The organism is Acinetobacter sp. SCLZS86, from assembly GCF_021560715.1.
Lineage (GTDB): Bacteria > Pseudomonadota > Gammaproteobacteria > Pseudomonadales > Moraxellaceae > Acinetobacter > Acinetobacter towneri_A.
In genome coordinates this window covers 840,396-853,473 of sequence record NZ_CP090864.1, presented here as the reverse complement: position 1 = coordinate 853,473, position 13,078 = coordinate 840,396, and the positions used below count along the sequence as shown (strand labels likewise).

At 42.2% G+C, this 13,078-nt stretch carries 10 protein-coding genes; all 10 read right to left on the bottom strand.

The features are described 5' to 3' along the window. On the bottom strand, nucleotides 1-1,317 hold the full coding sequence (locus LZP46_RS03945) for a poly-beta-1,6-N-acetyl-D-glucosamine N-deacetylase PgaB (RefSeq protein WP_329608993.1): 1,317 nt from the start codon (nucleotides 1,315-1,317) through the stop codon (nucleotides 1-3). A 21-nt stretch (nucleotides 1,318-1,338) separates the two neighbouring features. Beyond that, complete coding sequence (locus tag LZP46_RS03940) at nucleotides 1,339-1,863, bottom strand: polysaccharide deacetylase family protein (RefSeq protein ID WP_317027971.1); 525 nt, start codon at nucleotides 1,861-1,863, stop codon at nucleotides 1,339-1,341. Next, complete coding sequence (locus LZP46_RS03935) at nucleotides 1,863-2,627, bottom strand: hypothetical protein (RefSeq protein ID WP_236094736.1); 765 nt, start codon at nucleotides 2,625-2,627, stop codon at nucleotides 1,863-1,865. Before LZP46_RS03935 ends, LZP46_RS03940 begins: the two co-directional genes overlap by 1 nt. A 99-nt stretch (nucleotides 2,628-2,726) precedes the next feature. Continuing rightward, nucleotides 2,727-3,782, bottom strand: coding sequence for a hypothetical protein (locus tag LZP46_RS03930; RefSeq protein ID WP_236094735.1), 1,056 nt, complete (start codon nucleotides 3,780-3,782; stop codon nucleotides 2,727-2,729). A 135-nt stretch (nucleotides 3,783-3,917) separates the two neighbouring features. Further along, entirely contained in the window at nucleotides 3,918-4,265 is a 348-nt protein-coding gene (locus tag LZP46_RS03925) for a hypothetical protein (RefSeq protein ID WP_236094734.1), read from the bottom strand. Nucleotides 4,266-4,545: 280 nt separating this feature from the next. Beyond that, nucleotides 4,546-5,439: a succinate--CoA ligase subunit alpha gene (sucD, locus tag LZP46_RS03920; RefSeq protein ID WP_236094733.1), complete on the bottom strand. Its 894-nt coding sequence runs from the start codon at nucleotides 5,437-5,439 to the stop codon at nucleotides 4,546-4,548. Between the two features lie 11 nt (nucleotides 5,440-5,450). Further along, entirely contained in the window at nucleotides 5,451-6,617 is a 1,167-nt protein-coding gene (gene sucC, locus LZP46_RS03915; RefSeq protein ID WP_236094732.1) for an ADP-forming succinate--CoA ligase subunit beta, read from the bottom strand. A gap of 174 nt (nucleotides 6,618-6,791) precedes the next feature. Further along, nucleotides 6,792-8,225: a dihydrolipoyl dehydrogenase gene (gene lpdA, locus LZP46_RS03910; protein WP_236094731.1), complete on the bottom strand. Its 1,434-nt coding sequence runs from the start codon at nucleotides 8,223-8,225 to the stop codon at nucleotides 6,792-6,794. A 60-nt stretch (nucleotides 8,226-8,285) separates the two neighbouring features. After that, on the bottom strand, nucleotides 8,286-9,500 hold the full coding sequence (gene odhB, locus LZP46_RS03905) for a 2-oxoglutarate dehydrogenase complex dihydrolipoyllysine-residue succinyltransferase (RefSeq protein WP_236094730.1): 1,215 nt from the start codon (nucleotides 9,498-9,500) through the stop codon (nucleotides 8,286-8,288). A gap of 16 nt (nucleotides 9,501-9,516) precedes the next feature. Next, nucleotides 9,517-12,339, bottom strand: coding sequence for a 2-oxoglutarate dehydrogenase E1 component (locus tag LZP46_RS03900; RefSeq protein WP_236094729.1), 2,823 nt, complete (start codon nucleotides 12,337-12,339; stop codon nucleotides 9,517-9,519). Nucleotides 12,340-13,078 lie beyond the last annotated feature (739 nt).

The following is a 13,078-nucleotide window of genomic DNA, read 5'->3' as shown; positions in this document are numbered from 1 at the left end:
TCAACGTCCTGTTCTGGTCTGGAATAGGTCGCGATATTCCAAAGGGCTTTCGTTTAAACTGAGCGGCGCATAAAGGTGTTGATGAACCTGCTCTCCCATATTCAAATGGTAATTTTCTACTCCTAATTTCTGTATAGACAACTGTCTGAGCGCAGCATAAGCATTTTGATAATGCTGCCATTGATGCGCAGTCGCTTGAGGATTCACTTCAAAAGTCACCATCAAATGCTGTCTTTCTTGTTCATTCAAATGCGCAATTGCATGTTTGAGGTCTGAAAAATGCGATGCAGCTTGAACAGGATCAATGCTGATATAGATAAAATCGGCATGATCTGGAATCAGCTGAACCACTTGTTTTAAGCCTTTAAATGAGGTTTGGTTACCATCTACTTTTAAAGCTGTTTGGTAGTTGTTACTGATATTGGTGTAATATTTAGCCGCTTTTTTAGTCTGGTTTTTAATGTCGATAATCTGCTGCACAGCGGCTTGGCATTCTGCTGTCCATTCCTCTTGCGCCAAAGCACAATTCAGACTAGAGCCTGTATCTAACATTAAACCTTCAATCGAGCTATTATTTTTCACCAAATCTGTAGTGAAGTCTGCCAAGCTATAGCCCTGTTGGGTTTGCAAACTGAGCGGTAACTCGGCATATACGCGATGCCCAACCCGTGTGCGTGCTTGCCACACGGTACGGTTGAGTAAATCCTGCTGCATTTTCAGTTGGCGGTTTGGAAAATACGCAACATCCACCTTGCCATCGGCATTGCTGTCTGCTACCACTTTTAATAACAAGGTATTGGTTTTAAGTGCATTGACCTGATTTAAAAGCTGCCCCAGTTTTTGGTCAGCTTGGTCATAATTTACAGCAGCCATATCGGCCAAGTCATAGCGTAAAATACTTTTGCGTTGCTTATACGGCGCACGGGTATAAGTTAAAAATTCACGCATGCCTTCATGAATCACTTCTGGCGTTGGGTTATCCATAATCAAGGCGCGTTGATAGGTCTTTTCTGCATCAGCGAGGGTCAAAACACTCCCCAAACTGAATGACATTGGAAAACCAGCTTCTATTGCAATATCTTCGGTTTCTTTACTCGCTGCACCATAAGGCCAGAAAATTGCTCGGCTTTCTACACCTAATTCTTTTTCCAGTACCTGTTTAGAGCGTTTTAAATCTGCCAGAATACGTTGCTTATATGCTGCGTCGCTTTCATAGCTTTGGGTTTTTTCATCATACAAACGCGCAATTGCCGCAGGCTGCTTATTTTGTTGCGGATTCGACAAAATACCATAGTGTAAGTTGTCACTGTGCGACACAAACTCGACCAAACCAGAGCGCTAAATTTCACGCATCTGATCCCAGTTCATTAAGTTGCCAGAACCATAAGCCTCATAGGCAGCTTGGGTATTACCATTAATCCAACTGGTTGGAATGGCAAAAACCGCAGGCACTTGGTACAGCTTGAGCAATGGGAAAATTTTGGTATAGCTGCTGAGCGCACCGTCATCTACCGTAATTAATACGGCTTTTTCAGGCAACGGTTTTTTAAACTGACGCGCTTGCCATACATCTTCTAAACGAATTGGCTGCCAGCCATTTTTCTTAATCCACGCTAAAAATTGGGCAAAATTTTTGGTGCTTACCGCATACACATCACGATCACCTCTTTTTTTGACATCATCACGGACATCGTGAAAAGTCAGGGTGACAAACGAATAAGCTTGTTGGTTGTCTATATTGGTTGCAGCTGCGTCAGTTGCATTGGGTTGAGGCTGTGTTGCACTATTAGCAAATGCCGAAGCTGCGCCACCACTGAGCAATGCCAGACACATTGCACTTAAAATACTGATTTGTTTTTTCATTAGAAGCGTCCCTCAAAACCTAAAACTGCATAGGTTTTTTCTTCATCCTCACCATCGTAAGGATGTACTCCCCACCCCACTCCATAATTCAACTTCCAAGTTCTGGAAAGTTGCCATTCATGTCCATAAAAAAAGTTATAAATCGGATCATTTGAATAACCTTTTTGTTGATAGGTACCGACAGTCGCTTCAAAACGCTGATTCAAATGATGCTCATAATTACGCCACGTCATCCAATCGTGCGCTAAGCGCAATTCAAGACTGTGGCTTCGTTCAGGGTTAAAATAATTGGTCGCAATGTTATCGTTTTGACCGTAATAACCTGCAACAGTTGCTGTGGTTAAATGATGCGGAGCTGAATAAATTCGCTGGCTAAAAAATGCCGATGTTTCATGGCGTGTATTGCCATCATCAATATCCGTCAATTGGTATTGCCAGCCTGCTTTGCGTGATTCATTCTGTTGCCAGTTCAAACCAACCAAATACGACTCGCCCTCGTAACCATCCCGAATAGCTTGTAAGGGAATATTTGCCTGCGTATTAAAATTAAGACGATATTGCCAATGATCATTTAAGGCATGCGTCCAATCGAGTTCAACGCCAAAACGGCTATCGTCCACACTATCTGACAACAAAATACTGGCTGCTTTACGTTGTTTGTTCCACTCTAAACCCAAACCGACCCGCTGATCATCTATTTTCCCTTCTTGGTATTTTGACCAACGGTAAGCATGATCGGCAAACAGACGATAATGATCATTCATCCACGGACTATTAAGACGCGTCCAATGATTCTGTTCATTACTGCCTTTGAGCTGATTTAAAAGTTGCTGTTGATCAGACTTACTTTCCGACCAAGTACTTTAATGCTGAATCGAAAAATGTTCCCGATCATTCAATTCTTTGCGGCTACGTTGCACCGCAGTATCATCAGGCACGGTTTGATATAAATACTGATTGATGGCACGCCAACGCTCAATTTCACCCAACATCTGCGCATTTTGCATCTGATTGATTTGCGTGGTTTGACTAATTGGCGTCATGCCGTTCCATTGAGAAACCGTGTATTCGGCATCTAAAGGTTTTTCACGCCAACGCTGAATGAGCGCCAAATTATTTTGGAAAGCGACATTGCTAGGTGCATGTTCAACCAAATCTTGAAAATACTGCTCGGCCTTGGCATGGTGATTTCGATAGGCATAATTCAAACCTTTCAAACTCAAATATTCCAAACGATCTGAATGTGTGGTTCGCTCTACACCTTTGGCATCACTATAACTAAAGGTCGGCAGCGTTTTATCCATCTCTTGAATCAGCTGATTGGCCTGTTTAAATTTTTCCTGCTCGATATAGGCATAATACAAACCTGCATATACCGAATAATCGACATAATTCTTTTCTTTAAACAAACTCAAATACAGCGGTTCAGCCTTAGCAGGTTGTTGCAGTTTCAAATATGCATCGGCAATGGCATGACGTACATAAGCTGGCATCTCTTGCGGATTCATGTTGAGCTGTTGAACGGCAAGCAACACGTCTTTAGAACGATTACGCTGATTTAGCGCATAGATATATTCATAATAAAAGCGGCGTTGTAAATCTGCTTGTTCTGGCAATTCTGCCGATAAATCTTTCATTTCTGTCAATACAGCATCTAAAGGATAAAAGGCTTTTTCGCCCTCATTCCGATAACTGGCAGATTTATAGAACTGTACTGCATTTAAAATTTTCTGTGAAAGTTCTTGTAATTTTGCAGTAAATACTAAATTACTTTGGTTCAACTGATGTGCCTGCATATAAGCTTCAGCACGTGGGGAGTCCCCATTCAGCATAAGCGCTAAAACATATTGTTCTTGCGCGTTACTGGTCACCTGTTTCGCCAAAGACGTCTCAGCTGCTTGCAAGGCTTCGACTGGCATTTCTAAGAGTCTGTAAACATAAGACAATTGTGCTAAATAATCTGCACTTAGCGTAGCTGGACGAATGTTTTTTACATCTTGACGTGCTTGTTCAATTTGACCTGATTCAGCATGTAATACTGCACGCCAAACTTGTCAAGACTCAGCAGGTTTCAACTGTTGAAACTGTTGCACCAACGCCAAAGCGGCAGGATATTGTTTTAAATCACGCAAAGTTTTAATCGCGCTCCCTTGCCCATATTCAGGAAATTGTGCTGCCTGAACAGCGTTCAAGTATGGCAGCTGATGCAGACCAATTTTATTGTGACTATACGCAGTTACAATATAATCTGCTAAAAGCTTTTGATTTTGTGGATATTGCTGCAGCAAGGACTCAAGTTGCTGAAAGCCAGCATCAATTTGCCCTGAACGTATCGCAAGAATGCTTTGTTCACGCAGTTGATCCACACTCTCTTGCGCATAAACCGTTGGAAACAGTGACATGCAAGATAATGCAGACACATAATAGATTGAAAATTTCTTTCTTCTTGTTAACACGCGCCACTCCGCACACAAAATGTAATTAATGTGAAATATTTCGCAATATTATGCCCACCTTTGATAGCAACATTTTTGGCAAAATGTTACCTGCTCACACAACTCATACCAAATCAACTCACAACAGATACTTTACCTTTCAAGTATGGCTAACTTAACAGCATAAAAAAAATCCCCAAAATTGGGGATTGATTACTGAATAAAATCAAGCGTTTCAAAATTTGACTTATTTAAGCAAACCTTGATCTTTTAATACTTGCCACATGGTAGAACCCAATTCTGCAGGGCTACGGGTATAAGCAATTCCAGCACGTTCAAAGGCTGCAAATTTTTCTTCTGCAGTGCCTTTACCGCCTGAAATAATTGCACCCGCATGTCCCATACGTTTCCCTTTAGGTGCTGTCACTCCAGCAATATATCCCACCACAGGTTTGCTAACATTCGACTGTATATATTCCGCAGCTTCTTCTTCTGCTGTCCCCCCAATTTCACCAATCATAATAATCGCATCAGTATCAGGGTCGTCTTGGAATAATTTTAAAGCATCAATTTGGTTCATCCCTGGAATTGGGTCGCCACCAATCCCGATACAAGTCGATTGTCCTAAGCCCAACTTAGTGGTTTGTGCCACAGCTTCATAGGTCAAAGTACCTGAGCGTGAAATAATGCCAATTCGTCCTGGTTGATGAATATGCCCTGGCATGATGCCAATTTTACATTCACCTGGCGTAATCACACCTGGGCAGTTTGGCCCAACTAAACGTGTTCCATTGCCATTGGTTTCTAAATAACGCTTGGCTTTAAGCATGTCGATGGTTGGCACACCTTCAGTAATCACCACAATCAAACCTACGCCAGAATCAACTGCTTCTACAATCGAATCCAAAACAAACGGTGCAGGGACATAAATCACTGATGCATCTGCAGCTGTTTCACGTACGGCTTCTTTCATGGTGTTAAACACGGGTAATTCCAAATGGGTTTGACCCCCTTTGCCTGGCGTTACTCCACCCACCACTTTGGTTCCATAATCAAGTGCTTGTGCTGAGTGAAAAGTACCATTTTTACCCGTGAAACCTTGTACCAATACTTTGGTGTCTTTATTAATTAATACGCTCATCCTGATTCTCCTTAAGCTTTCACTGCAGCAACAATTTTTTCTGCGGCATCAGACAAGCCGTTTGCAGAAATAAGTTTTAAGCCTGATTCATCTAGTAATTTTGCACCGAGTTCTGAGTTGTTCCCTTCTAGGCGAACCACCACAGGTACTGTCACATTTACTTCCTGAACCGCTGCAATAATTGCTTCTGCAATCATGTCACAACGTACAATTCCACCAAAAATATTAATTAACACGCCTTTGACCGAGTGATCTGCCAAAATAATTTTAAAGGCTTCAATCACACGTTCTTTGGTTGCACCACCACCGACATCCAAGAAGTTCGCAGGCTGACCACCATAGAGTTTAATAATATCCATAGTTGCCATTGCTAAACCTGCACCATTCACCATACAACCGATATTACCTTCTAAGGCAACATAGTTCAGGTCAAATTCTGATGCTCGTAATTCACGTTCGTTTTCTTGTGACTTATCGCGCAGTGCCAAGACTTCAGGCAAACGATACAGCGCATTAGAATCAATACCAACTTTAGCATCGACACATAAAATGTCGCCATTTTCACGCACTGAAAGTGGGTTAATTTCAAATAAGGCAAAATCATTGTCGATAAATGCCTGATAAGCCGCTGTCATAATCTTCACAAACTGAGTGATTTGACTGTCTTTGAGTTTTAATGCGAAAGCAACTTCACGTGCTTGAAATGGCAATAAACCCACCAAAGGATCAACTTCTAATTTAATAATTTTTTCTGGGGTTTCTTCAGCCACTTTCTCAATTTCAACACCACCTTCGGTAGATGCCATAAAAGTGACGCGACGGCTAGAACGATCTACCACTGCACCCAAATACAGTTCACGCTCTACAGGATAAACATCTTCAGCCACTAAAATACTGTTTACAGGCTGACCATAGGTATCGGTTTGATAGGTAACCAAGCGCGTTCCAAGAATTTGGTTGGCATAGTCTGCTGCTTCTTGTGCAGATTTTACGACCTTCACGCCGCCTGCTTTACCGCGACCACCTGCATGCACCTGAGCTTTCATCACCGCAAATTTACCACCCAGTTGCTCGAAAGCTTGCACGGCTTCTACGGCTGTAGTTGCCAAAATGCCTTCTTGTACTGGCATACCATATTTTTTTAATAGCGCTTTTGCTTGATACTCATGTAGATTCATTGACTAACCTTTTACTACTTCTTTTATTCAGTTATCACCACCAATATCAAACCGAAGTTTTAATATTGCTTTCCTTGTGTGGTGTTTATCCTATGCTCTTTACTTTTAGATGATTATTCCCATAAATACAACCATCAAATGCAAAAAGAGCGGCCTAAGCCGCTCTTTTTGGTATTATTTACGTTTACGCTGAATCGCGTGAATCGCACGCCCATCTACCGCTAAAGCGGCTTCATGCACCACTTCAGAGAAGGTTGGGTGACCAAATGTCATTAATTGTAAATCTTCAACTGAAGATACAAATTCAAGTGCAATCATACCTTGGTGAACGATGTCAGACGCAGCAGGTCCAATCACGTGCATACCCAATAGACGGTCAGTTTTTGCATCTGCAACAAACTTCACGAAACCAGCACCTTCGCCTGCAGCTAAAGCACGACCATTGACCGCGAAACCGAATTGACCAGTTTTCACTTCGTGGCCTTTTTCTTTCGCTTGCTCTTCAGTTAAACCAACCCACGCCGCTTCAGGGTGTGTGTAGATGACTGAAATGATTGTGTCGTAGTTAACTTGTGCAGCATGACCGTGAATACGTTCAACTGCCATTACGCCTTCTTCCATTGCTTTGTGTGCAAGCATTGGACCACGTACCAAGTCACCAATTGCATATACACCTTCAACAGAAGTTGCACACCAATCGTTCACTTCAACCAAGCCACGTTCAGTCAGTTTAATACCGCAATCATCTGCCAATAAACCTTCAGCATAAGCACGACGACCTACACAAACGATCAATTTATCGAAAGTTTGTTCTTTGTCTTCGCCGCCTTGGTTATATTTAACAGTCACTTCACGACCATTAACTTCAGTACCTGAAACTTTCGCACCGATACGGATATCCATGCCTTGCTTGGTCAATAATTTTTGGTAGTCTTTCGCTAAAGCTTTGTCAGCCATTGGTAAGAACGCATCCATTGCTTCAAATACAACAACTTCTGCGCCTAGACGACGCCATACTGAGCCTAGTTCGAGACCGATTACGCCTGCACCAATCACACCTAAACGCTTAGGCACTTCCGGGAATTCTAAAGCACCAGTAGAATCAACAATAATGTCTTGATCTACAGGAGCAACAGGAATATTTACAGGAACCGAACCAGTCGCAAGGATCACATACTTAGGTTCTAAAACTTGAGTTTCGCCTTCATGAGAAACAAACTCAACTTTTTTACCAGCAAGTAATTTACCTGTACCTTTTAACCACTCAACACCGTTACCTTTTAATAACTGATCAATACCGCCAGTTAATTGGTCAACGATTTTGTCTTTACGTGCCAAAAGCTTTGCAAGGTCAAATTGTACTTCACCTGTGGTGATACCATGATCAGCCAAGTGAAGAACCGTATCTTCATAACGATGTGAAGAATCAAGTAATGCTTTAGATGGGATACAACCCACGTTTAAGCATGTACCACCCAAAGATGCTTTACCTTTGTGAATACGTTTTTCGATACACGCAACTTTAAAGCCAAGTTGAGCCGCACGAATTGCCGCTTCGTAGCCACCTGGGCCACCGCCAATAACAACAAGATCAAATTGTTGAGACATTTTTATCTCCAAAAATGGGCTTAGAGGATCGCTCCAAGCCCACTGATTTATTCTTTAGAATTAAAGGTCAAGGATGAGTTTAGCTGGCTCTTCTAACAATTCTTTGATTGTTACAAGGAAACCTACAGCTTCTTTACCATCGATTAAACGGTGGTCATAAGAAAGCGCTAAGTACATCATTGGCAAGATTTCAACTTGACCATTTACCGCCATAGGACGCTCTTGGATTTTATGCATGCCCAAAATAGCAGTTTGTGGGGTGTTTAAAATTGGTGTAGATAACAATGAACCGAAAGTACCACCGTTAGTAATAGTGAATGTACCGCCAGTCATATCTTCAATACCAAGCTTACCGTCACGTGCTTTATAAGCATAGTCACGAATACCGTTTTCTACTTCAGCGTAGTTCATGCGGTCTGTATCACGTAATACAGGAACCACTAAACCACGGTCAGAAGAAACCGCAACACCGATGTCGTAGTAACCGTGATATACGATGTCATCGCCATCAATAGAAGCGTTTACTGCTGGGTAACGCTTCAATGCTTCAGTTGCTGCTTTTACGAAGAAAGACATAAAACCTAGACGTGCACCATGACGTTTTTCAAATGCATCTTTGTATTGTGCACGCATTTCCATGATTGGCTTCATGTTCACTTCGTTGAATGTGGTCAACATTGCAGTTTCTTGAGTCGCTGCAAGTAAACGCTCTGCAACACGCTTACGTAAACGTGTCATAGGAACACGTTTCTCGATACGCTCACCTACCGCAACGCTTAATGGCGCAGCTGCAGCAGCAGGTTTAGCTTGATGATTTGCAACATCTTCTTTAGTGATACGACCACCACGACCTGTACCAGACACGTCTGCAGCATTGATACCTGTTTCAGTCAATGCTTTACGTACTGCTGGTGCTTGGTCAGCAACAGGTTGTGCACGCTCAACAACTGGCGCAGCGCCCGCTTCAGTTTTCGCTGCAGCTTGCTCTACTTGTGCTTCAGACTGAACAGCTTGAGTTTGAGCCGCGCCAGATACAGCACCCGCTTCAAATTGAGCAATTACTTCGTCTGAAAAAACAGTATCACCTTCATTTTTGATGATTGCAGCGATTGTGCCATCCGCAGGAGCGACTACTTCCAAAACAACTTTATCGGTTTCAATATCACAGATCACTTCATCACGTGAAACTGCTTCACCAGGTTGTTTGTGCCAAGTTGCAATCGTACCGTCTGCAACTGACTCTGGAAATACCGGTGCTTTAATTTCGGTTGCCATTATTTCGAATCTCCTGTTATTCAGCTACGATCGCAAGCGCGTCATTGATGAGCTGAGCTTGTTGTTTTGCATGCAAATATGGTGAACCACACGCTGGTGCTGCAGATGCTTCACGGCCCGCATAACTAATGCGAATCTGTTTACCAGTTTTCATTACGTCATCATATAAACGTGGCGCGATGAATAACCAAGCACCTTGGTTCTTCGGTTCTTCTTGAGTCCAGACCAGTTCTTTTACGTTTGGATAAGAAGCAAGAACTTCAGCAAGACGTTGTTCTGGGTATGGGTACAACTGTTCTATACGAACAATTGCAGTATTGTTCAATTCTAATTCACGACGTTTTTCAAGCAAGTCGTAATACACTTTACCGCCACATAGCACTAGACGAGTCACGTCTGACTTATTGATGTTGTCAATTTCATCAATCACAGTCTGGAATGTACCAGTTGCAAGCTCATCCAAGCTAGACACGGCTAACTTGTGACGAAGTAAAGACTTCGGCGACATGATGATCATTGGCTTACGGATAGGACGAATTGCCTGACGACGTAAAGCGTGGAAAATCTGTGCAGGTGTGGTTGGTGTCATCACTTGCATGTTTTCTTCCGCACAAAGCTGCAAGAAACGCTCTAAACGTGCAGATGAGTGCTCAGGACCTTGACCTTCAAAGCCGTGTGGAAGAAGCATGGTTAAACCACACACACGCTCCCACTTGGTTTCGCCAGATGAAATGAACTGGTCGATTACCACTTGAGCACAGTTTGCAAAGTCACCGAACTGCGCTTCCCAAATAATCAAGCTCTTTGGAAGAGTCGTCGCATAACCATATTCAAATGCCAATACTGCCATTTCAGACAATAATGAGTCATAGATTGCAACACGCGGTTGGTTCTCTTTGATGTGGCATAACGGAATATAAGTCTTACCATCGACTTGGTTATGCAGTTTTGCATGACGGTGTGAGAAAGTACCACGACCCACGTCTTCACCAGTCAAACGAACTAAATAACCATCATCCAACAAAGTTGCGTAAGCTAAAGTTTCAGCTGCACCCCAGTTCAGTGGCATTTCACCTGTTTGCATTTTCAAGCGATCATCAATCACTTTAGCAACTTGGCGCTGCATCACGAAACCTTCTGGAAGTTTACGCATGGTTTGACCAAGTTCTTTTAAACGCTCGATTGGGAAAGTTGTATCCCAATCGTCTGTATAGTCGTGACCCAAGTATGGCGACCAATCTACAAACATTTTGGTATTTGGCTCAAGTACCAATGCGTTCGCAACGTGATTACCCGCTTCTAAATCTGCACGGTAATCTTCAATCATTTGATCTGCTGCTGCACGATCCAACACACCTTCTTGTACCAATTGGTCAGCATACAAAGTACGTGTCGTGGCCTTTTTGTTGATCACTTGATACATCATTGGCTGAGTTGCTGCAGGCTCATCCGCTTCGTTATGACCACGACGACGGTAGCAGAACAAATCAATCACAACGTCTTTACGGAATGTATGACGGAAATCGTGTGCCAATTGAGATACAAAAATCACTGCTTCAGGATCATCGCCATTCACGTGGAAAATTGGCGCCTGAATCATTTTTGCAATGTCAGTACAGTATTCAGTAGAACGTGCGTCACGTGGGTCAGATGTTGTGAAACCAACTTGGTTGTTAATCACAATGTGAACTGTACCACCTACGGTATAACCGCGAGTTTGTGACATTTGGAAGGTTTCTTGGTTAACACCTTGACCTGCAAATGCTGCATCACCGTGAACGATTAATGGCAATACATCATCACCACCAATGTCTTTACGACGTACTTGACGCGCACGTACAGAACCTTCAACCACAGGTCCAACAATTTCTAAGTGCGATGGGTTAAATGCAAGTGCCAAGTGCACTTCACCACCTGGAGTCATCACGTTCGATGAGAAACCTTGGTGATATTTTACGTCACCTGAACCTTTTTTATGTAAGCTCTTACCTTCGAACTCACCAAACAAGTCTGCTGGGTTTTTACCCATAATGTTCACAAGCAGGTTTAAACGACCACGGTGTGGCATACCGATCACGACTTCTTTACATCCAACAGTACCTGCACGTTGAATGATTTCATTGACCATTGGGATAAATGATTCACCACCCTCTACACCAAAGCGTTTAGCGCCCACGTATTTATTACCTAGAAATTTTTCTAGGCCTTCAGCGGCAGTTAAACGCTCAAGAACGTGTTTCTTTTGATCTGCAGTAAATGTTAACTTACCACGTGCGCTCTCTAAGCGTTGTTGAATCCAGCGTTTTTCTTTGGTATCAACAATGTGCATGTATTCTGCACCGATTGAACCGCAGTAGATTGACTGCATGGCTTCAACCATTTCACCTAGGGTCGCTTCAGCTTTATCAATCGCCAAGTTACCTGTATGGAAAACAGTATCTAAATCGGACTTAGTTAAGCCATGCGCAGCAAGATCTAAATCAGGCACGTCTTCACGTTTTGCCAAACCTAGTGGATCTAATTTTGCTTTTTGGTGACCACGGTTACGGTAAGCAGCAATCAGTTGCAACACGCCAATTTGACGTTGTTCATGTTCAGAACTCACTGAACCCTGAACAATCGCTTGAACGCGATTAGAATTACGACCTAATAAAAGGAATTGCTCACGTACATTACTGTGTGGTTGATCACCCTTCGGGAATTTATCGAAATATTCGCGCCAATCAGCACCGACTGATTCCGGTGACGTTAAATAATGCTCGTAAAGTTCTTCAATATACGCTGCACTATCAGCGGAAAGTTCAGTGTCAAGACGCAGTGCGTCAGCAACTTCTTGCATTTGTGGACCCATTTCCTATTGCAAAAACATTTTCCAGGATGCTTTTTAAGCAAACCCATGATTGATAATGTCAAATTGGTAACATGACATTAGCCCCCAATCGACAAATGTCATGAGGCGTTATCACTACATTAGGAAAACCCAATGTCATTTATGAATCATAACGCCCTCACTGGCATCATCACTCATCTATATACTCGACCTAAGCCGAGCAATTTTTTGCAAAATCGTTTTAGAAAAATGAAGTTCACTCACTTCGCTTTTCTAACCCGACTTTTATACTTTTAGTCTGATTAAATAGCACACTAAACAGCGTTAAAATGTTGATAAAATGTATAAAAATTCAACATTTTTCAAATGTAGCGGTTCATTAATCGTAACATGATCTCATAAATCCAATTGATTTTTTTGACACATACCTCCTATAAATTGGCGAAATACATTGATTCTATTTTCATCTAATATATGGTGCTTTATTTAAAAAACAGATGCAATTTAGACCAAAGTCCAACACCACTATTTCAGATAAAATAAAAGAGAGCACATCTCTCAATCTGCCCTCTCACTTACACGTTATATGATAACATCTATAAATAAATATTGCAGCTAAACTTAGCATTTACCCATGCATTACAACAAAATAGCAGCACTGGATTACAATTGTGTGCAACTTTAGTCGCCTTTTATCGGTTTTTGTCTATTAATCCAGCAGTTATACCTAAAAAATATCAAGCACTCA

What these genes read in the sequence shown, in the direction of transcription:
- LZP46_RS03940 (WP_317027971.1), bottom strand. Translation starts at nt 1,863, where the DNA reads ATGAAAAAACAAATCAGTATTTTAAGTGCAATGTGTCTGGCATTGCTC.
- LZP46_RS03935 (WP_236094736.1), bottom strand. Translation starts at nt 2,627, where the DNA reads ATGAATGATCATTATCGTCTGTTTGCCGATCATGCTTACCGTTGGTCA.
- LZP46_RS03930 (WP_236094735.1), bottom strand. Translation starts at nt 3,782, where the DNA reads ATGCCAGTCGAAGCCTTGCAAGCAGCTGAGACGTCTTTGGCGAAACAG.
- LZP46_RS03925 (WP_236094734.1), bottom strand. Translation starts at nt 4,265, where the DNA reads ATGTCACTGTTTCCAACGGTTTATGCGCAAGAGAGTGTGGATCAACTG.
- sucD (WP_236094733.1), bottom strand. Translation starts at nt 5,439, where the DNA reads ATGAGCGTATTAATTAATAAAGACACCAAAGTATTGGTACAAGGTTTC.
- sucC (WP_236094732.1), bottom strand. Translation starts at nt 6,617, where the DNA reads ATGAATCTACATGAGTATCAAGCAAAAGCGCTATTAAAAAAATATGGT.
- lpdA (WP_236094731.1), bottom strand. Translation starts at nt 8,225, where the DNA reads ATGTCTCAACAATTTGATCTTGTTGTTATTGGCGGTGGCCCAGGTGGC.
- odhB (WP_236094730.1), bottom strand. Translation starts at nt 9,500, where the DNA reads ATGGCAACCGAAATTAAAGCACCGGTATTTCCAGAGTCAGTTGCAGAC.
- LZP46_RS03900 (WP_236094729.1), bottom strand. Translation starts at nt 12,339, where the DNA reads ATGCAAGAAGTTGCTGACGCACTGCGTCTTGACACTGAACTTTCCGCT.